Genomic DNA, 18,415 nt, shown 5'->3' with positions numbered 1-18,415 from the left:
CGGCCGCGGACCTCCTCGCGGCGGTGCGCGCGGTGGAGAGCGGCGAGAAGCCCGGCACCGCGTTCTTCGACTCGCCCGTGTCCGCACCCGCACCTCGCCGCTCTCCACCGCGCGCACCGCCGCGAGGAGGTCCGCGGCCGGGCCGTTCAGCTTCGCACCGGCCGCGATGGGCCCTTCCTTCCCGGCCTTGCGCTGTTCGATGCGCTCGCGCAGCTCTCGCTGCGCGGCCAGCTCCGCCTCGGCCTCCGACAGTGCCGGCGCCACGGGCTCACCGGGAGCCTGCTCCGGCTCCTGCACGCCCTTTGCGCCGTCGTCCGCCGCCTCCGCGCCGTCGTCCGCCGCCTCCGCGCTCCCCGCGTCGCCCTCGTCGGGTGTGCCGGGCGTGTCGGCCGCCTCAACACCGGCTTCCTCGCCGGTCGCGTGGTCCTCGGCCGCGGGGTCCGGGGATTCTCCCCGGGGATGCGCAGTCACAGCGTGCTCCAGTCCTGGTCGGGATAGCGGTGCACGGGCGCCGACACATCGTCGAGCGCCTGGCAGATCTCGTCAGGAAGACTAAGCGCCTCCACTGACAACGCCTCGCTCAGCTGCCGCGCGTTGCGTGCCCCGACGACCGGGGCCACCACCCCCGGCCGGTCCCGGACCCAGGCGAGCGCGACCTGGAGGGGTGTGGTGGCGAGCCCGTCGGCGGCAGTGACCACCGCGTGCACGATCCGGCTCGCCGCCTCGTCGAGATACGGCTCGACGAACGGAGCCAGCTGCTCGGAGGCGCCACGCGAGCCGGACGGCGTACCGGTGCGGTACTTGCCGGTCAGCACTCCCCGGCCGAGCGGGGACGAGGGCAGCAGCCCCACCCCGAGGTCCAGAGCCGCCGGCAGCACCTCCCGCTCCACGCCCCGCTGAAGCAGCGAGTACTCCATCTGGGTGCAGGCCAGCCGGGTGCGCAGCCCGGGCGCGGCGAGCTGCCAGGTGGCCGCCTTGGCCAGCTGCCAGCCGCTGAAGTCGGACACCCCGGCATAGCGGACCCGGCCCGACGACACGGCCAGGTCGAGTGCCTGCAGCGTCTCCTCCAGCGGGGTCACGGGGTCGAAGGCGTGGATCTGCCACACGTCGACGTAGTCCGTCCCGAGCCGCCGCAGGGACGCGTCGAGGGCGGCGAGCAGATGCCCGCGCGATCCGTCGAAGCGGCGGTAGGGATCGGGCACGCTGCCCGCCTTGGTCGCGATGACCAGGTCCTGCCGCGGCACCAGGCTGTCCAGGAGGCGCCCCAGCACGCACTCGGCCTCCCCGTCGCTGTACACGTCGGCGGTGTCGACGAGGGTGCCGCCCGCGTCCCAGAAGGCCTTCAGCTGGTCGGCGGCGTCGTGTTCGTCGGTGTCCCGGCCCCAGGTGAGAGTGCCCAGCCCGATCCGGGACACACGAAGGCCGGTACGGCCGAGATGCCTCTGCTCCATGGGCGCTGAGATTACTGGCAGGGGCCCCACGGGGTGGAAGCCCTGTGGACAACCGCCCCGGCCCCCCGGTGAGCCTGCCGGATTCCGGCGGCCCGCGCTAGAGTCCCGGCACAGGAACGTTACTGATCAGTAGAGGGAGTGTGGGTATGCGGCTCGGCATCAATCTCGGTTACTGGGGTGCGGGGATGGACGGCGACAACCTCGCCGTCGCCCAGGAGGCCGACCGGCTCGGCTACGACGTCTGCTGGGCGGCCGAGGCGTACGGCTCCGACGTGCCGACGGTGCTCGCCTGGGTCGCGGCCCGGACCGAGTCGATCGACGTGGGCTCCGCGATCATGCAGATCCCGGCCCGTCAGCCCGCCATGACCGCCATGACCGCGGCCACCCTCGACTCGCTCTCCGGCGGCCGTTTCCGCCTCGGCCTCGGCGTCTCGGGACCGCAGGTCTCCGAGGGCTGGTACGGCGTCAAGTTCGACAAGCCGCTGGCCCGCACGCGCGAGTACGTGGAGATCGTGCGCAGGGCGATGTCCCGGGAACGGCTGTCCTACGAGGGCGAGCACTGGACCCTGCCGCTGCCCGACGGCCCCGGCAAGCCCATCAAGCTGACCGTCCACCCGCAGCGCGAGCACATCCCGCTCTACATCGCCGCGATCGGCCCGAAGAACCTCGAGCAGACCGGCGAGATCGCCGACGGCGCCCTGCTGATCTTCCCGTCCGCCGAGCACATCGAGGAGACCGCGGTGCGCCACCTGCGGGCCGGACGGGAGAAGGCCGGCCGGACGATGGAGGGCTTCGACGTCTGCCCGACCCTGCCGCTGGCGATCGGCGACGACATCAACGGCCTCGCCGACATGTTCCGCCCCTACACCGCGCTGTACGTCGGCGGCATGGGCAGCCGCAAGCAGAACTTCTACAACCAGCTGGCCCAGCGCATGGGCTACGAGAAGGAAGCCGCAGAGATCCAGGACAAGTACCTGTCCGGCGACAAGGCCGGCGCGGCCGCCGCCGTACCGCACCGGCTCATCGACCAGACCACGCTGCTCGGCTCCGTGGACCGGATCGCCGACCGGATGCAGGCGTACGCCGCCGCCGGCGTCACGACGCTGACCCTCGCCCCGGCGGGCTTCACGCTCGACGAACGGCTCGCGGCCCTGCGTGCCGGCACCGACGCCCTGGAGCGCTCGGGCCTCGCCGCGTAGGCACCCGGCGCAGCACTACGGCCGTGGTGGGGGCTCGGGGTCGTCCCCGCCACGGCCGTCGTACGGAACAACGCCGGGCCGAGCTCCCGGGTAACGCCCCGTACTCCGGACGGGGCGCCCGTTCGGCCCTGTCCCGCCCCGTTCGTGTTGCCTACCGATGCGTACCGATTTTGACTGTTCCCCCGGGGACACCGGTGCGAAAGGTGACAGTGATGCTCTCGGCAAAGAGCTTGTTCCAGGAGATCCTCGACGACGACGAGTCGTTCCGGCTGTTCTGTTCGATCGCGGCCGGCGGCGAGTCGCAGGGCGGCTGGGAGAACGGGCGCATCGCCGCGCTGGTCCCCCCGGGACTGCGCGCGCTGGCCCCCAAGGTCGTCCGGCACGGCGCCGACGAGGACAAGCACGGCCGGATCTTCAACGCCCTGCTGAAGCAACGCGGGCTGCAGCCCGTGGCGGTGCCGTACGAGACCGACTACACCCTCCTGCTGGAGCGTCAGGGCATCGGTCTCGCGCACGACCGGCTCAGCCGTGAGGAGCCGCTCACCGAGCGGGACATCATCGTCTACCTCGCCCACAGCAGGGTCACCGAACAGCGGGCCTCCGAGCAGATGCGGCTCCTGCTGAAGCACTTCGCCGCGCACCCCGTCCTCGGCCGCGCGGTGAAGATGATCTCGCGGGACGAGGACAACCACCTCGCGTACTGCCACGAGGAACTCCTCCGCTTCGCCCGGGCGGGACACGGCAGGACGATCCAGTCCGTCCTGCGGGAGTGCGCCCGGGCGGAGATCCGGGTCTACCGGGACGTCAGCCTCGCCGTGATGAGCCACATGGGCGGCGTCCTGCGCTGGCCGCGCGCCAAGGCCGCCGTACTGGCCGCGGGCATCCACGCCCTGTACGCCTACGAGCGGCTGGTGGGCTGGCGGCGCATGGTCAGCCTCGAACAGCCCGTCCTGCGGAACGCGCTGGGCGGCCCGGCCGTGTCCGAGAGCGAGTACGCATGAGTCCGGCGCCCCGGCCTACATCCAGCCGCGACGCTTGAACAGGCGGTACAGCCCGACGACCGCCACGCCCATCAGCACGATCACCGCCGGGTAGGTCCAGGCCAGGTCGAGCTCGGGCATGTGCTCGAAGTTCATGCCGTAGATCCCGGCCACCATGGTCGGGACGGCGGCCATGGCGGCCCACGCCGAGATCTTCCGCATGTCGTCGTTCTGCCGCACTCCCACCTGCGCCAGATGCGCCGACAGGATGTCCGAGAGCAGCCGGTCGAGCCCTTCCACATGCTCGACGGCGCGCGTCAGGTGGTCGTTCACGTCCCGGAAGAAGGGCTGCGACTCGCTGTCGACGAACGGCACCCCCGCGCTCGACAGCCGGGCCATCGGTGCGCTCAGCGGGTTGGTCGCCCGGCGGAACTCCAGCACCTGCCGCTTGAAGGTGTAGATGCTCGCCGCCGTGTTCGAGGAGTCCCCGGTGCCCGCGGGGGTGAAGACCTGGGCCTCCAGTTCGTCCAGGTCGGCCTGGAGCTCGGCCGCGACCTCGATGTAACGGTCCACGACCGCGTCGCTGACCGCGTACAGCACCGACGTCGGGCCGTGCCTGAGCACCTCGGGCTCGGCCTCCAGCCGGCTTCTCACCGCCGCCAGGGGCGCGCCCTCGCCGTGCCGCACCGTGACCACGAAGGAGTCGCCTATGAAGAGCATGAGCTCCCCGGCGCTGACCGTGTCGCTCTCCTGCTCGTAGACCACCGGCTTGATCACCACGAACAGCGAGTCGTCGTAGATCTCCAGCTTGGGCCGCTGATGGGCGCGCAGGGCGTCCTCGACCGCCAGCGGATGCAGACCGAACTCGCTGGTGACGTGCTCGAACTCCACCTCGGTCGGCTCGTGCAGCCCGATCCAGACGAAGGCGTCCCCGGTGGCACGTGCCTCGTCGAGGGCATCGGAGAAATCGGCGGGACCTTCGGTCCTACGCCCGTCCCGGTAAATTCCGCAGTCGACGATCACCCGCGCATTGTTCCCTGCCGTGACGCCTTCACGCACCTCTACGCTGGCGGGTATGCCCACGCTCATCCTCGTACGCCACGGACGCTCGACCGCCAACACCTCCGGAGTACTCGCCGGCCGGACCCCCGGTGTCTCCCTCGACGGGCGCGGGGCCGAACAGGCCGCCGCGCTGCCCGGCCGGCTCGCCGCCCTCAGCCTCGCCGCGGCTGTCAGCAGCCCGCTGCAGCGCTGCCGGGAGACGCTCCAGCCACTGCTCGCCGCCCGCCCGGACCTCGCGTTCCACACCGAGGACCGGATCAGCGAGTGCGACTACGGGGACTGGTCGGGGCGCAAACTCGCCGAGCTCTCCGACGAACCGCTCATGAAGGTCGTCCAGCAGCACCCCTCGGCCGCCGCCTTCCCCGGCGGTGAGTCCATGCGGGCCATGCAGGCGCGGGCCGTGGAAGCCGTGCGGGACTGGAACGCCCGCATCGAGGCGGAGCACGGCGAGGACGCCACGTACGTGATGTGCTCGCACGGCGACATCATCAAGGCCCTCGTCGCCGACGCGCTCGGAATGCACCTCGACCTCTTCCAGCGAATCCAGGCCGATCCCTGCTCCGTCACCGCGATCCGTTACACACGGCTGCGCCCGTTCCTCCTCCGGCTCGGCGACACCGGCGACTTCGCGTCCCTCGCGCCGCGCGAACAGGCCATCGGGGCCGACGCGGCGGGGGACACCGCAACGGATGCGGCCGTCGGGGGCGGCGCTGGGGCACCGTGATCGCTCCGCGCAGTAGGGTGGACGCGCCGTAGAGGCCCTGCGGGTCATTCCCGCCGGGCCCCGGGGCCGCCCCCATCCGCCATCACATTCTCAAGGGAGACAGGACGTGTCCCGTCAGGTGTTCCTCTACGACCCACCGGACCGCTTCGTGGCCGGCACGGTCGGGCTGCCTGGCCGCCGTACGTTTTTCCTGCAGGCATCCTCGCGGGGACGGGTCACGAGCGTGGCCCTGGAGAAGGCCCAGGTCTCCGCGCTGGCCGAACGGATCGACGAACTCCTCGACGAGGTCGTCCGGCGGACCGGCGGCAACTCACCGGTGCCCGCCGTGGCACCCATGGACGTCACCGACACCGCGCCGCTCGACGCACCCGTCGAGGAGGAGTTCAGGGTCGGCACGATGGCGCTCGCCTGGGACGGCGAGGAGCAGCGCATGATCGTCGAGGCGCAGGCCCTCGTCGAACTGGACGCCGACTCCGAGGACGACCTCGCGGAGGCCGAGGAAAGGCTTCTGCAGGACGAGGAGAACGGCCCGCCGATGCTGCGCGTCCGGCTGAGCGGTGCTCAGGCGCGGGCGTTCGCAAAACGCGCGCTGGACGTCGTGAACGCGGGCCGCCCGCCCTGCCCGCTGTGCAGCCTGCCCCTCGATCCGGAAGGACACGTATGCCCGCGCCAGAACGGATACCGTCGCGGAGCCTGACGGAGGCCGGGCTGCGCACCCTGCTCGCCGAGGGGGAGCTGACGGTCCTCGGGCAGGTCCGGGGCGCGTCGAACGCGGTGCTGTACTGCACGGTCGCGTACGAGGGCGAAGAACGCACCTGTGTCTACAAGCCGGTCGCCGGCGAACAGCCGCTGTGGGACTTCCCCGACGGCACCCTCGCCCAGCGCGAGGTCGCGGCGTACGAGATCTCCGAGGCCACCGGGTGGGGGCTCGTCCCGCCCACCGTGCTGCGGGAGGGACCCTACGGCGAGGGGATGTGCCAGCTGTGGATCGACGCGGAAGAGGAAGCCGGCCACGACGACGGGAACGGTGACGGGCCGCCGCCCCTGCTCGCGCTCGTCGAGGACGAGGAGCCGGGGGAGGGCTGGAAGGCCGTCGGCTTCGCCGACGTGGGGGAGGGGAGGAAGGCCCTGCTGGTGCACGCCGACGATCCCCGGCTGCGCCGCCTCGCGGTCCTGGACGCGGTGATCAACAACGGTGACCGCAAGGGCGGACACCTGCTGCCGGCCCCCGGCGGGCGGCTGTACGGCATCGACCACGGCGTCACCTTCAACGCGGACGACAAGCTGCGGACGCTGCTCTGGGGATGGGCGGGCGACCCGCTGACGGCGGAGGCCGCCGAGGTGCTCGACCGGTTGTCCGCCGGCCTCGAACCCGGCGCGGCGCTCGCCACCCGGTTGGGGGAACTGATCACCGCGGCGGAGATCGACGCCCTGCGCGGCCGGGTGGAGAGCCTCCGCACGTCCGGCCGCCACCCGCAGCCCAGCGGCGACTGGCCCCCGATCCCCTGGCCACCGGTGTAGCGGCCCCTGCCGCGGGCCGGCCCGGTCCCGGGCACATTCCAGCCCCGTCCGGCGACCGGCGCCCTCCTCTGGCCGGAGGCCGCGCCGTACGGGGCCGGGGCGGCCTCCCGGTTCGAGGAGGAGCGCCTAGAGGAGAACCGCCCCTCGCGCAAGACCGCGTCTTCGGCCACGATCCGCCATCCGGTTCGTATCCGGAAGCATCGTCCGGTTACGCTCATGACATGCATGCCTGGCCCGCTTCTGAGGTCCCCGCCCTGCCTGGCAAGGGCCGCGACCTTCGGATCCACGACACCGCGACCGGCGGACGGATCACCCTTGACCCCGGTCCCGTCGCCCGCATATACGTCTGCGGCATCACGCCGTACGACGCGACCCACATGGGTCATGCGGCGACCTACAACGCGTTCGACCTCGTTCAGCGCGTGTGGCTCGACACCAAGCGGCAGGTCCACTACGTCCAGAACGTGACCGACGTGGACGACCCGCTGCTGGAGCGGGCCGTGCGCGACGGCGAGGACTGGACCGAGCTCGCGGAGCGCGAGACGACTCTCTTCCGGGAGGACATGACCGCCCTGCGCATGCTTCCCCCGAAGCACTACATCGGGGCGGTCGAGGCGATACCCGGCATCGTCCCGCTCGTGGAACGTCTCCGGGACGCGGGCGCCGCCTACGAACTCGACGGCGACACGTACTTCTCCGTCGACTGCGACCCGCACTTCGGCGAGGTCTCCGGCCTCGACGCCGAGGCCATGCGGCTGCTCTCCGCCGAGCGCGGCGGTGACCCCGAGCGCCCCGGCAAGAAGAACCCGCTCGACCCGATGCTCTGGATGGCAGCCCGCGAGGGCGAGCCGAGCTGGGACGGCGGCACCCTCGGCCGCGGCAGGCCCGGCTGGCACATCGAGTGCGTCGCCATCGCGCTGGACCACCTCGGCATGAGCTTCGACGTCCAGGGGGGCGGCTCCGACCTCGCCTTCCCGCACCACGAGATGGGCGCCTCGCACGCCCAGGTGCTGACCGGTGAGCACCCGTTCGCCCGTGCCTACGTCCACGCCGGAATGGTCGCCCTGGGCGGCGAGAAGATGTCCAAGTCCAAGGGCAACCTCGTCTTCGTCTCGGCACTGCGCCGGGACGGCGTGGACCCCGCCGCGATCAGGCTCTCCCTGCTCGCGCACCACTACAGGTCCGACTGGGAGTGGACCGACCAGGTGCTCGCCGACGCCGTGGAGCGTCTCGCGCGGTGGCGTGCCGCGGTCTCCCGGCCTGACGGGCTCTCCGCCGACGCACTGGTCGAGGAGGTGCGGGAGGCCCTGGCCGACGACCTGGACACCCCGGCCGCACTCGCCGCCGTCGACCGCTGGGCCGCGAAGCAGACCTCCGGCGGCGGTACGGACGAGGGCGCGCCCGGTCTCGTCTCGCGCACCGTCGACGCCCTGCTGGGCGTCGCGCTGTAACCCCGACCCCCAGACACCGGCGAACGGCCCCGGACTTCGCGAGAGATCGGCGAAGCCCGGGGCCGTTCGCGCACCGGCAGGCGGGGAGTCAGTCGTCCGAGGCGTCCTCGTCGGGACCGCCGGCCTGCGGGTCCTCGGGGGCGGCGCCCCCGTCGGAGTCCTTCGGCCGGCCCTTCTCGGGGCGCTGCGGTTTCGGCGGTCGCGTACGGCCGCCGGAGGTGTCCCGCAGGTAGGGCACGTCACCGCTCTCCGTGGCGTGACCGCCCGGCGCCTGCGGGCCGCCGACGTCCCTGCGGCGCAGGTACCGCTCGAACTCGCGGGCGATGGCCTCGCCGGACGCCTCGGGGAGCTCGGCGGTGTCCCGCGCCTCCTCCAGCGTCTGCACGTACTCCGCGACCTCGCTGTCCTCGGCGGCCAGCTGATCCACCCCGAGCTGCCAGGCGCGGGCGTCCTCGGGCAGCTCGCCCAGCGGGATGCGCAGCCCGAGCAGATCCTCGAGGCGGTTCAGGAGCGCCAGCGTCGCCTTGGGGTTCGGCGGCTGCGAGACGTAGTGCGGCACCGCCGCCCACAGGCTCACCGCGGGCACCCCCGCGTGCGTGCATGCCTCCTGGAGGATGCCCACGATGCCGGTCGGTCCCTCGTAGCGGGTCTCCTCCAGATCCATGGTCCTGGCCAGGTCCGGGTCCGAGGTGACCCCGCTGACGGGCACCGGCCGGGTGTGCGGGGTGTCGCCGAGCAGCGCCCCCAGGATCACGACCATCTCGACGCCCAGCTCATGGGCGAAGCCCAGGATCTCGTTGCAGTACGAACGCCAGCGCATGGAGGGTTCGATGCCGCGGATCAGCACCAGGTCGCGCGGCTTCTCGCCGCCGACCCTGATCACCGAGAGCCGCGTGGTGGGCCAGGTGATCTTGCGTGTACCACCGTCCAGCCACACCGTGGGCCGGTTGACCTGGAAGTCGTAGTAGTCCTCGGCGTCGAGCGCCGCGAAGACCTCGCCCTTCCACTCCCGGTCCAGATGTGCCACCGCTGTGGAGGCGGCGTCACCGGCGTCGTTCCAGCCCTCGAACGCGGCCACCATGACCGGGTCGACCAGCTCGGGTACCCCCTCGAGCTCGATCACCCAGGCCTCCTTCCCAAGTTCCCTTGTGTACGGACCAACCTTACGGCTTCCACCCTGCTCCGCCGTAGCCGGTTTGCGTACGGAGATGAAGCGTGCCGACCCTTGATTCATCCGAGCTGTACCAGTCGAAACTGATCAAACTTCGGTCGAACCCTGGACTGCAGTGCCCACGGAGAGCTATACATCGGATGACCACGTAGAGATCCGATGTTATTCCTGGGGGCGCACATGAGTCTGACCGTCATGGATTTCGAGGTCGAGGACATCCGGTTTCCCACCTCGGAACAGCTGGACGGCTCGGACGCCATGAACGCCGACCCCGACTACTCCGCCGCATACGTCGTCCTGCGCACGGACGGCCCGGGCGGTACGGACGGCCCGGGCCGGGAGGGGCACGGTTTCTGTTTCACCATCGGCCGCGGCAACGATGTCATGGCCGCGGCCATAGAGGCGCTCCGGTCCCATGTGGTGGGACGCCCCGCCCCGCGTACCGCCGCGGACCTCGCCGCGCTGTACCGCACGCTCACGCACGACTCCCAGCTGCGCTGGCTCGGCCCCGAGAAGGGCGTGATGCACATGGCGGCCGGAGCCGTCGTCAACGCGGCCTGGGACCTCGCGGCGGGACTGGCGGGGAAGCCCGTCTGGCGGTTCCTCGCGGAGATGACCCCGGAGGAGCTCGTCTCCCTGGTCGACTTCCGTTACCTCACGGACGCCCTCACCCCGCAGGAGGCGCTCGGTATCCTCCGCGCCGCCGAGCCGGGCCGCGCCGAGCGGACCGAGCGGCTGCTCGCCGAGGGCTATCCCGCGTACACCACCTCGCCCGGCTGGCTGGGATACGACGACGACAAGCTCGTGCGCCTCGCCGAGGAGGCCGTCGCGGACGGCTTCACCCAGATCAAGCTGAAGGTCGGCGCCGATCTGGGCGACGACGTCCGCAGGCTCGCGCTCGCCCGCCGGGCCGTCGGCCCCGGCATCCGGATAGCCGTCGACGCCAACCAGCGCTGGGACGTGGCCGGGGCGGTGGAGTGGATGACGGCGCTCGCCCCGTACGACCCGTACTGGATCGAGGAGCCGACGAGCCCCGACGACGTGCTCGGCCACGCCGCCGTGCGCGCCGGGCAGCCCGTCAAGGTCGCCACCGGCGAACACATCGCCAACCGGGTCGTGTTCAAGCAGCTCCTCCAGGCCGGCGCGGTCGACTTCCTCCAGATCGACGCCGCGCGCGTCGCCGGCGTCAACGAGAACCTCGCGGTACTGCTGCTCGCGGCCAAGTACGGCGTCCCGGTCTGCCCCCACGCGGGAGGCGTCGGACTGTGCGAACTGGTCCAGCACCTCTCGATGTTCGACTACGTCGCGGTCTCCGGCAGCTGGGAGGACCGCGTCATCGAGTACGTCGACCACCTCCACGAGCACTTCGCCGACCCGGCCGTCGTCAAGGACGGCCGCTACGTCACCCCCCGCCGGCCGGGCTTCTCCGCCCGGATGCTCCCCGCCTCGATCGCCGGACACCGCTACCCGCAGGGCCCCGTCTGGCAGGCCCGCCGCACACCCGAGGAGACCGACTGATGACCGGTACGCAGGACTTCGACGGACTGTCCGCCCTGGTGACGGGCGGGGCGTCCGGGATCGGGGCCGCCGTGGCGACCCTGCTGCTCGCGCGCGGCGCGCGCGTCGCGGTGCTCGACCTCGATCCCGGCGGCGCTCCTCGGGGAACCCTCGCCCTCGCCGCCGACGTGACGGACGACGACGCCGTACGGGACGCGGTCGACCGGGCCGCCGCGGAGCTGGGCGGCCTGCACACCCTGGTGTCCAACGCGGGCATCGGCTCGATCGGCACCGTCGAGGACAACAGTGACGAGGAATGGAACCGCGTGCTGGACGTCAATGTGCTCGGCATGGTCCGCACCGCCCGTCACGCACTGCCTCATCTGCGCGGCGCCGCCGCCGGGCGGCCCGGGGCCGTGTCGATCACCCAGACCTGCTCCATCGCCGCGACCGCCGGTCTGCCGCAGCGTGCGCTCTACAGTGCGAGCAAGGGGGCCGTTCTCTCCCTCACCCTCGCGATGGCCGCCGACCACGTCCGCGAGGGGATCAGGGTCAACTGCGTCAATCCCGGCACCGCGGACACTCCATGGATCGGACGCCTGCTCGGCCGTGCCGAGGATCCGGCCGCGGAACGTGCCGCGCTCGACGCCCGCCAGCCGATGGGGCGGCTGGTCTCCGCCGACGAGGTGGCCGCCGCCGTCGCCTATCTGGCGAGCCCGGCGGCCGCGTCCGTCACCGGCACCGCGCTGGCCGTCGACGGAGGGATGCAGGGGCTGCGTCTGCGCCCAGCCGCGGCCTCACAGGGTTGAGCGCAGCCACTGCTCCACGCTCGCCACGTGCACCGTCGCCCAGGACCGGGCCGCCTCGGCGTCCCGGTCCCGCAGCGCGGCGAGGATCGCCCGGTGCTCGTGCAGGGTGCGGCTGACCGCGTCCGCCTGGGTCAGCCCGCGCCACACCCTGGCCCGGGTGGTCGGGCCCGACAGGCCGTCCAGCAGGGAGCACAGCACCGAATTACCGGAGGACCGGACGATTTTGCGGTGGAACTCCAAATCGCCGGCGACCAGTGCCTCCACCGAGGGCTCGGGACCCAGTGCGTCCAACTGAGCACTCAGTGCGTCCAGTTGCTCGTCATCGATGCGCAGGGCCGCCATCGCCGTGGCCGCCGGTTCCAGGATCCGGCGGACCGCCAGGAACTCCAGCACCGTGTCGTCACGGTGGAAGTCCACGACGAAGCTGAGCGCCTCCAGGAGCAGCTGCGGGTCCAGGCTGGTGACGTAGGTGCCGTCGCCCTGCCGGACGTCGAGGATCCGGATCAGCGACAGCGCGCGCACGGCCTCCCGCAGCGAGTTGCGCGACAGACCCAGCTCGGCCGCCAGTTCGCTCTCCTTGGGGAGCCGGTCCCCCGGGGCCAGGGCACCTGAGACGATCATTCCCTTGATTTTCTCGATCGCTTCGTCGGTGACGGCCATGTGGGGCCTCCTCGCGCACAAGACATCCGATGTATGGACCTCATTATGCGGCCCTCGGCCGGTGCGGTGCCCCCGCCCGGTCACAGGCCCCGCGCACGCTCCACGAGGAGGCGGTGGAGGTCGCGTGCCGCGCGCGGGACCGAGCCCGACCTGCGGCGCTGGAGCACCAGGAGAACGGCGGCGCCGGCGTCCTCGAGCGGCCGGCACACGATCGAGCCGCTGCGCTCCAGGGGGTCGCCGACGACGCTGAAGTCGGGCAGCACGGTCGCGCCGAGCCCTTCCGCAACCATCAGCTTGCCCATCTCCGCGCCGTCCGTGGAGTACGAGAAGGCGGGGGCGCGGCCCGCGAGCAGCCGGTGCATGAACCGGTGCATGACGTAACCGGAGCGCATCACGATCAGCGGCTCCGCGAGGAGATCGCTCACCCGGACCGTCTCCCTGGCCGCCAGTGGGCTGTCGGGGCGCATGCAGACCACAGCCCGCCCGCGCAGCAGCTCCGTCGTCTGGAAGTCGGGCGGCAGGTCATCGCCCTGCAGGTAGTTGACGAGCCCGAGGTCGAAGCTGCCCTCCAGGAGTGAGCGGTGGATCTCGGCCTGCTGCGCCCCGACGACTTCCACCTGGGTCATGGGATGGCTCGCACGGAAGTCGCGTACCGCCGGCACCAGCAGGGGGACCGTCGCCGTGTTGACCGTCCCGAGCCGGATCATCCGGCTGATGTGGTGCTGGTGGTCCGCCGCCCGCCGCAGCCGGTCCACCGCGTCGATCACACCGATGATGTGCGGCAGCAGCTCCCTGCCCTCGTCGCTGATCTTCGCCCCGGAGCGTCTGCGGTCCAGGAGATCCACCCCGAGCTCGCGCTCCAGGTTGCGCACGGTCTCGCTCAGCGCGGGCTGGGAGAGATGGAGCTCCTCGGCGGCCCGGCGCAGCGAGCCCAGGCGTGTCACCGCCTCGATGTACTCGAGCTGTTCCACACGCATGCCCACGCACCCCCCGGGACCGGGAACGGATCACCGGCCGGGTCCGGTTGAAGGGAAACCCTATCAACGCGTCGTGATTGCCTACTCGACTGCCGGCGCCGGAGATGGCTAGGGTGGGCGGCATGAAGGACCGACGGGATTTCACGCAGCGACGTCATATCGACCTCGCCCGTGTCGCCAGTGCGTTCTGTTGTCGCGAAGTCTGAGGAGTCCCTCCTTCGCGCGCTGTTCCACTCCGTCCTGACCAGGACGGACCCGCCCGTCCACGGGACCCCTCCCCGCCGGTGACCCGGCATTCCTCACCTACGCCCGTTCCGCCTCGCGCCGCCCCGGCGCCTTGTGCTGCTCCGGGCCGCTCCGGGCCGTCCGCTCCGCTGCGCGCCGGTCCTTGCGCCGTGCCGCGCGGCCCTGTGCCGTAGCGCGCCGTCCTTTGCCGAGGACCGCCGGGCGCCCCCACCCCTGCCCATTTCCCCGACTCCGGGAGTCCTCATGTCCACTCCGCAGCCCGCCGACCCCGTGCGCTTCGCGTACTGGGTGCCCAATGTCAGCGGCGGCCTGGTCACCAGCCGGATCGAACAGCGCACCGACTGGGGCTACGACTACAACCGCGAGCTGGCCGTACTCGCCGAGAACAACGGCTTCGACTACGCGCTCAGCCAGGTCCGCTACATGGCCAGTTACGGCGCCGAGTACCAGCACGAGTCGACCTCCTTCAGCCTCGCCCTGCTGCTGGCCACCGAGCGGCTCAAGGTCATCGCCGCGGTCCACCCGGGTCTGTGGCACCCGGGCGTGCTCGCCAAGCTCGGTGCGACCGCCGACCACCTGTCCAAGGGGCGGTTCGCCGTCAACGTCGTCAGCGGCTGGTTCAAGGACGAGTTCACCGCGCTCGGCGAACCCTGGCTTGAGCACGACGAACGCTACCGCCGCTCCGAGGAGTTCATCCGGGCCCTGCGCGCCGTCTGGACCGAGGACCACGCCGAGCTGGCCGGCGACTTCTACCGGATCAGGGACTTCTCCCTCAAGCCCAAGCCGCTCAACACCGCCGAACGCCCGCACCCGGAGATCTTCCAGGGCGGCAACTCCACGGCCGCCCGCGCCATGGCGGGCCGGGTCTCCGACTGGTACTTCAGCAACGGCAAGGACTTCGACGGCGTCACCGGCCAGATCCAGGACGTGGCCCGGTCCGCGGCCGCCGCGGGCCGCACCACGCCGAAGTTCGGACTCAACGGCTTCCTCATCGCCCGTGACACCGAGGCCGAGGCCCGCGAGACCCTCCGCGAGATCGTCGCCAAGGCCGATACCGAGGCTGTCGAGGGCTTCGGCGCCGCTGTGAAACAGGCCGGACGGTCCACCGCCGACGGCAAGGGCATGTGGCAGGACTCCTCCTTCGAGGACCTCGTCCAGTACAACGACGGCTTCCGTACGGGCCTGATCGGCACCCCGGAACAGATCGCCGAGCGGATCGTCGCCTACAAGCGGCTCGGCGTGGACCTCTTCCTCCTCGGCTTCCTCCACTACCTGGAGGAGGTCGAGTACTTCGGCACGAAGGTGCTGCCCCTGGTCCGCGAACTGGAGGCGCAGCAGGCCGTCCCCGAACCCGCCCGCTCCTGAACCACCCCCGCGTACCCGTACCCGCACCACGAAAGAGGTCCACGATGAGCACCGTCGCACCCAGCCACTGGCAGACCGGCCCCGCACCCCAGGACGCCAAGGGCTGGATCGCCCGCGCCACCGAGGTCGCCGCGGTCCTGGCCACCGACGCCGCCGAGCGGGACAAGGCGGGCGCCACCCCCCACGCCGAGGTCCGGCTCCTCAAGGAGTCCGGCCTCGTCACCCTCCTCGGCCCCGCCGGGCACGGCGGCGCCGGCCAGGACTGGACCACCGCCTACCGCGTCGTGCGAGAGGTCTCCAAGGCCGACGGCTCCATCGGCCAGCTCCTCGGGTACCACTACCTGTGGAACTGGGCCGCCCGCCTGGTCGGTACCCGGGAGCAGTGGGAGCACGTCGAAGCCGAAGCCGCCCGCAACCAGTGGTTCTTCGGCGGAGCGGTCAACCCGCGCGACAACGACGTGACCGTCACCGAGGACGGTGACGACCTCCTCTTCACCGGCCGGAAGACCTTCTCCACCGGCAGCAGGGTCTCCGACGTCACCGTGCTGGAAGGAGTCCTGGAAGGCACCGACAAGCACGTCTTCGCCATCGTCCCCTCCGACAGCGAAGGGCTGACCTTCCACGACGACTGGGACAACATCGGCCAGCGGCTCACCGAGAGCGGCGGCGTCACCCTCGACGGCGTACGCACCCCCTGGTCCTCGGCCGCCGGATTCGTGGACAAGGAGTTCCTGCCCCGCACGTACAACACCCTGAACGTCCCTGTCATCCAGCTGGTCTTCGTCAGCTTCTATCTCGGCATCGCCGCCGGAGCCCTGGAGACGGCGGCCACCTACACCCGCACCAAGTCCCGCTCCTGGCTGCACGGCGGTTACGACAAGGCCGTCGACGAGCCGTACGTCATCGACGTCTACGGCGACCTCACCGCGAAGCTCTGGGCCGTGGAGGCCCTGGCCGACGCCGTCGCCCTCGAAGGCCAGGCGCTGCACGAGGACCCCGACGCCGTCACCGAGCAGAGCCGTGGCGCGTTCGAGGTGCGCGTCGCCGCGGTCAAGGCCCGCGCCACCGATGTCGCCCTGGAGGTCACCAGCAGGATCTTCGAGGTCACCGGCGCCCGCGCAACCGCCTCCGCCGAGGGCCTGGACCGCTTCTGGCGCAACGTCCGGACCCACACCCTGCACGACCCGGTCGCCTACAAGCGGCGCGAGGTCGGCCGCCACGTCCTCACCGGGGAACTCCCCGAGCCCACCTGGTACTCCTGACCGCCGCCCGGCGTGCCCGTCCCGCACGGGCACGCCGGCCCCTGCCCGCCATCACGAAACGAGGGCCCATGGCCACCGTCCTGTCCGTCTCGGGAAGCCCCTCCGCCACCTCCAGCACCGCCCGGCTGCTGCGCCACCTCGACGCGCGGCTCGCCGGCCGGGGCCACACGGTCGTGCCGCTCGACGTCCGCACGCTGCCCGCCGAAGCCCTGCTGCGCGCCGACGTCGGACACCCGGCGGTGGCCGGGGCCCTGGACCTGTTCGCGGCGGCCGACGGCGTCGTCATCGGCACGCCCGTCTACAAGGCCGCCTATTCGGGCCTGCTGAAGTCGCTCCTCGACCTGCTCCCGCAGTACGCCCTCGCGGGGAAGACCGTCCTGCCGCTGGCCACCGGCGGCAGCACCGCGCACGTCCTGGCCATCGACTACGCACTGCGCCCGGTGCTCAGCTCGATGGGCGCCGACCACATCACCCAGGGCTGGTTCGTCCTGGACCGGCACATCACGGTGTCCGCCGACGGGACCCTCACCGTCGACGCCGCCGACGCCGAGGCGCTCGGCGCGGTCGTCGACCAGTTCGCGGCCGCGCTCGAAACCCACGCACCGGTGGCTGTTCATGGCTGAGATCATCCGCGACGACGCCCAGGCACTGAAGAAGGCCGCCGAACTGGCCGCGGAATTCCGTGCGGGGGCCCCTCGGCGCGACGCCGAACGCCTGCTGCCCCGCGCCGAACTGGACAAGCTCTCCGCGTCCGGCCTGCTGGCCGTGACCGTCCCCGCGGACCACGGCGGCGCGGACGTCGGCGCGGTCACCCTCGCCCGGCTCTTCCGGCTGCTCGCCTCGGCCGACGCCAGTCTCGCGCAGATCCCGCAGAGCCACTTCGCGTACGTCAGCGTGATCCGCAGACAGGGCACACCGGAGCAACAGGCTTTCTTCTACCGCGAACTGCTGGCCGGCAAGCGTCTCGGCAACGCCCAGTCGGAGGCCGGAACCCGGCACGTCCAGGACATCCGCACCCGGCTGGAACCCGCCGCCGACGGCTCGTTCCTGCTGACCGGTGTGAAGCACTACGCGACCGGAGCCCTGTTCGCCGACTGGATCCCCGTGCTCGCCCTCGGCGCGGACGAGAAGCTGTATGTCGCCTACGTCCCGGCCGGCGCACCCGGCGTCACCGTCGTCGACGACTGGGACGGAATGGGCCAGCGCACCACGGCGAGCGGCACGGTGCGGCTGGAGGGAGTGCGGGTACCCGCCGACCGGGTCTTCGCCCACCATCTGACCTTCGAGGGACCCCAGTTGCACGGCGCGGTCGCGCAGTTGCTGCACGCCGCGATCGACGCGGGGATCGCGGCCGGGGCCCTGGCCGAAGCGGTGGACTTCGTCCGGACGAAGAGCCGCCCGTGGTTCGAGAGCGGGTACGGCACCGCGGCCGAGGACCCGCTGCTCATCCAGCGGTTCGGCGAACTGGACCTGCGGGTGCGGGCCGCCGACGCTCTCCTGGACACCGCTGCCCGGGCGGTGGACACCGCGCAGGCCACCCTGACCGACGAGACCGCCGCCGAGGCGTCCCTCGCCGTCGCCGCCGCCAAGGTGTACGCGGCGGGCGCCGCCGTCGAGGTCGCGGGAGCCCTCTTCGAGGTGGCCGGCACCCGCTCCGCCCTCGACTCGCTCAATCTGCACCGCCACTGGCGTGACGCCCGCACCCACACCCTCCACGACCCGCCCCGCTGGAAGATCCAGCACCTCGGCCGCCACGTCCTCAACGGCATCCGCCCGCCCCGCCACGGCCTGCTGTGACACCCCCGATCGGAGATCACCGGTGACTCTCACCTTCCACTGGTTCCTGCCCACCAACGGCGACAGCCGCCACGTCGTCGGGGGCGGCCACGGCACCCCCGTCACCGCGGCCGGCGGCGACCGGCCGCCCACCGTCCGCTACCTCGCCCAGATCGCCCGCGCCGCCGAGGCCCTCGGCTTCGAAGGGGTCCTGACCCCGACCGGAGCCTGGTGCGAGGACGCCTGGCTGACCACGGCCATGGT

Annotated in this window: 19 protein-coding genes and 1 pseudogene; 14 read left to right on the top strand and 6 right to left on the bottom strand. The window is 71.8% G+C overall.

All coding sequences use genetic code 11. From position 1 onward, the window contains the following. A pseudogene (locus BFF76_RS25760) lies at window positions 1-471 on the bottom strand (exodeoxyribonuclease V); the annotation flags it as partial. Beyond that, window positions 468-1,451 (bottom strand): aldo/keto reductase, encoded by a 984-nt coding sequence (locus BFF76_RS25755; protein WP_065849162.1) that lies wholly within the window; start codon window positions 1,449-1,451, stop codon window positions 468-470. The gene BFF76_RS25755 and the pseudogene BFF76_RS25760, both read right to left, overlap by 4 nt. A 146-nt stretch (window positions 1,452-1,597) precedes the next feature. On the opposite strand from BFF76_RS25755, the gene BFF76_RS25750 reads away from it, so the two are divergent. Both BFF76_RS25750 and BFF76_RS25745 read left to right on the top strand, forming a co-directional pair. Continuing rightward, entirely contained in the window at window positions 1,598-2,650 is a 1,053-nt protein-coding gene (locus tag BFF76_RS25750) for an LLM class F420-dependent oxidoreductase (RefSeq protein ID WP_031099520.1), read from the top strand. A gap of 212 nt (window positions 2,651-2,862) precedes the next feature. Continuing rightward, on the top strand, window positions 2,863-3,651 hold the full coding sequence (locus BFF76_RS25745; RefSeq protein WP_031099519.1) for a hypothetical protein: 789 nt from the start codon (window positions 2,863-2,865) through the stop codon (window positions 3,649-3,651). A 15-nt stretch (window positions 3,652-3,666) separates the two neighbouring features. Here BFF76_RS25745 and corA read toward each other — a convergent pair whose 3' ends face one another. After that, on the bottom strand, window positions 3,667-4,653 hold the full coding sequence (corA, locus tag BFF76_RS25740; protein WP_031099518.1) for a magnesium/cobalt transporter CorA: 987 nt from the start codon (window positions 4,651-4,653) through the stop codon (window positions 3,667-3,669). Between the two features lie 52 nt (window positions 4,654-4,705). Between corA and BFF76_RS25735 the strand changes: the two genes are divergently transcribed. The 4 genes from BFF76_RS25735 (at window position 4,706) to mshC (ending at window position 8,388) form a co-directional block, all read left to right on the top strand. Further along, entirely contained in the window at window positions 4,706-5,416 is a 711-nt protein-coding gene (locus BFF76_RS25735; RefSeq protein ID WP_065849161.1) for a histidine phosphatase family protein, read from the top strand. A gap of 106 nt (window positions 5,417-5,522) precedes the next feature. Then, window positions 5,523-6,113, top strand: a complete 591-nt coding sequence (locus tag BFF76_RS25730; RefSeq protein ID WP_031099517.1) for a DUF3090 domain-containing protein — start codon at window positions 5,523-5,525, stop codon at window positions 6,111-6,113. Then, window positions 6,077-6,937: an SCO1664 family protein gene (locus BFF76_RS25725; RefSeq protein ID WP_065849160.1), complete on the top strand. Its 861-nt coding sequence runs from the start codon at window positions 6,077-6,079 to the stop codon at window positions 6,935-6,937. The genes BFF76_RS25730 and BFF76_RS25725 overlap by 37 nt, the downstream gene beginning before the upstream one ends. A gap of 221 nt (window positions 6,938-7,158) precedes the next feature. Then, window positions 7,159-8,388 carry a cysteine--1-D-myo-inosityl 2-amino-2-deoxy-alpha-D-glucopyranoside ligase gene (gene mshC, locus BFF76_RS25720; RefSeq protein WP_031099515.1) on the top strand — a complete coding sequence of 410 codons (1,230 nt, stop codon included), beginning with the start codon at window positions 7,159-7,161 and terminating at the stop codon, window positions 8,386-8,388. A gap of 88 nt (window positions 8,389-8,476) precedes the next feature. On the opposite strand, the gene BFF76_RS25715 is transcribed toward mshC, so the two are convergent. Further along, window positions 8,477-9,511 carry a PAC2 family protein gene (locus tag BFF76_RS25715; protein ID WP_042837229.1) on the bottom strand — a complete coding sequence of 345 codons (1,035 nt, stop codon included), beginning with the start codon at window positions 9,509-9,511 and terminating at the stop codon, window positions 8,477-8,479. A 228-nt stretch (window positions 9,512-9,739) separates the two neighbouring features. Between BFF76_RS25715 and BFF76_RS25710 the strand changes: the two genes are divergently transcribed. Together BFF76_RS25710 and BFF76_RS25705 are read left to right on the top strand one after the other, a co-directional pair. Next, the gene (locus BFF76_RS25710; protein WP_065849159.1) at window positions 9,740-11,077 is read left to right on the top strand and encodes an enolase C-terminal domain-like protein; all 1,338 of its coding nucleotides are present in this window, start codon (window positions 9,740-9,742) and stop codon (window positions 11,075-11,077) included. Then, window positions 11,077-11,865 carry an SDR family NAD(P)-dependent oxidoreductase gene (locus BFF76_RS25705; RefSeq protein ID WP_065849158.1) on the top strand — a complete coding sequence of 263 codons (789 nt, stop codon included), beginning with the start codon at window positions 11,077-11,079 and terminating at the stop codon, window positions 11,863-11,865. Before BFF76_RS25710 ends, BFF76_RS25705 begins: the two co-directional genes overlap by 1 nt. Here BFF76_RS25705 and BFF76_RS25700 read toward each other — a convergent pair. Together BFF76_RS25700 and BFF76_RS25695 are read right to left on the bottom strand one after the other, a co-directional pair. After that, entirely contained in the window at window positions 11,854-12,525 is a 672-nt protein-coding gene (locus tag BFF76_RS25700; protein ID WP_031099509.1) for a FadR/GntR family transcriptional regulator, read from the bottom strand. The two genes, BFF76_RS25705 and BFF76_RS25700, sit on opposite strands and share 12 nt — an antisense overlap. A gap of 80 nt (window positions 12,526-12,605) precedes the next feature. Next, the gene (locus BFF76_RS25695; protein WP_031099500.1) at window positions 12,606-13,502 is read right to left on the bottom strand and encodes a LysR family transcriptional regulator; all 897 of its coding nucleotides are present in this window, start codon (window positions 13,500-13,502) and stop codon (window positions 12,606-12,608) included. 104 nt (window positions 13,503-13,606) lie between these two features. Here BFF76_RS25695 and BFF76_RS34750 point away from each other — a divergent pair, with 104 nt between their 5' ends. The 6 genes from BFF76_RS34750 to BFF76_RS25670 form a co-directional block, all read left to right on the top strand. After that, window positions 13,607-13,708: a putative leader peptide gene (locus BFF76_RS34750; RefSeq protein ID WP_381823786.1), complete on the top strand. Its 102-nt coding sequence runs from the start codon at window positions 13,607-13,609 to the stop codon at window positions 13,706-13,708. Between the two features lie 283 nt (window positions 13,709-13,991). Beyond that, on the top strand, window positions 13,992-15,113 hold the full coding sequence (gene sfnG / locus BFF76_RS25690; protein WP_065849157.1) for a dimethylsulfone monooxygenase SfnG: 1,122 nt from the start codon (window positions 13,992-13,994) through the stop codon (window positions 15,111-15,113). A gap of 44 nt (window positions 15,114-15,157) precedes the next feature. Further along, window positions 15,158-16,375 carry an acyl-CoA dehydrogenase family protein gene (locus BFF76_RS25685; RefSeq protein WP_053930953.1) on the top strand — a complete coding sequence of 406 codons (1,218 nt, stop codon included), beginning with the start codon at window positions 15,158-15,160 and terminating at the stop codon, window positions 16,373-16,375. Window positions 16,376-16,443: 68 nt separating this feature from the next. Then, on the top strand, window positions 16,444-16,998 hold the full coding sequence (gene ssuE / locus BFF76_RS25680; RefSeq protein WP_065849156.1) for an NADPH-dependent FMN reductase: 555 nt from the start codon (window positions 16,444-16,446) through the stop codon (window positions 16,996-16,998). Next, window positions 16,991-18,172 carry an SfnB family sulfur acquisition oxidoreductase gene (locus BFF76_RS25675; protein WP_053930954.1) on the top strand — a complete coding sequence of 394 codons (1,182 nt, stop codon included), beginning with the start codon at window positions 16,991-16,993 and terminating at the stop codon, window positions 18,170-18,172. The genes ssuE and BFF76_RS25675 overlap by 8 nt, the downstream gene beginning before the upstream one ends. A 22-nt stretch (window positions 18,173-18,194) precedes the next feature. After that, window positions 18,195-18,415 (top strand): LLM class flavin-dependent oxidoreductase (locus tag BFF76_RS25670; protein WP_141695658.1); only part of this gene is annotated, 221 nt, incomplete at its 3' end.

This window comes from Streptomyces mutomycini, assembly GCF_001700505.1.
Taxonomy (GTDB): Bacteria; Actinomycetota; Actinomycetes; order Streptomycetales; family Streptomycetaceae; genus Streptomyces; species Streptomyces mutomycini.
Note: the sequence above shows the minus strand (reverse complement) of the source record. Positions and strands in the feature narration are given on the sequence as shown.

Bases quoted from the DNA above. Each gene is read 5' to 3' on its own strand.
- BFF76_RS25755 (WP_065849162.1), bottom strand. From the start codon at position 1,451: ATGGAGCAGAGGCATCTCGGCCGTACCGGCCTTCGTGTGTCCCGGATC.
- sfnG (WP_065849157.1), top strand. From the start codon at position 13,992: ATGTCCACTCCGCAGCCCGCCGACCCCGTGCGCTTCGCGTACTGGGTG.
- mshC (WP_031099515.1), top strand. From the start codon at position 7,159: ATGCATGCCTGGCCCGCTTCTGAGGTCCCCGCCCTGCCTGGCAAGGGC.
- BFF76_RS25750 (WP_031099520.1), top strand. From the start codon at position 1,598: ATGCGGCTCGGCATCAATCTCGGTTACTGGGGTGCGGGGATGGACGGC.
- BFF76_RS25745 (WP_031099519.1), top strand. From the start codon at position 2,863: ATGCTCTCGGCAAAGAGCTTGTTCCAGGAGATCCTCGACGACGACGAG.
- BFF76_RS34750 (WP_381823786.1), top strand. From the start codon at position 13,607: ATGGCTAGGGTGGGCGGCATGAAGGACCGACGGGATTTCACGCAGCGA.
- BFF76_RS25675 (WP_053930954.1), top strand. From the start codon at position 16,991: ATGGCTGAGATCATCCGCGACGACGCCCAGGCACTGAAGAAGGCCGCC.
- BFF76_RS25685 (WP_053930953.1), top strand. From the start codon at position 15,158: ATGAGCACCGTCGCACCCAGCCACTGGCAGACCGGCCCCGCACCCCAG.
- ssuE (WP_065849156.1), top strand. From the start codon at position 16,444: ATGGCCACCGTCCTGTCCGTCTCGGGAAGCCCCTCCGCCACCTCCAGC.
- BFF76_RS25735 (WP_065849161.1), top strand. From the start codon at position 4,706: ATGCCCACGCTCATCCTCGTACGCCACGGACGCTCGACCGCCAACACC.
- BFF76_RS25705 (WP_065849158.1), top strand. From the start codon at position 11,077: ATGACCGGTACGCAGGACTTCGACGGACTGTCCGCCCTGGTGACGGGC.
- BFF76_RS25710 (WP_065849159.1), top strand. From the start codon at position 9,740: ATGAGTCTGACCGTCATGGATTTCGAGGTCGAGGACATCCGGTTTCCC.
- BFF76_RS25700 (WP_031099509.1), bottom strand. From the start codon at position 12,525: ATGGCCGTCACCGACGAAGCGATCGAGAAAATCAAGGGAATGATCGTC.
- BFF76_RS25695 (WP_031099500.1), bottom strand. From the start codon at position 13,502: ATGCGTGTGGAACAGCTCGAGTACATCGAGGCGGTGACACGCCTGGGC.
- BFF76_RS25725 (WP_065849160.1), top strand. From the start codon at position 6,077: ATGCCCGCGCCAGAACGGATACCGTCGCGGAGCCTGACGGAGGCCGGG.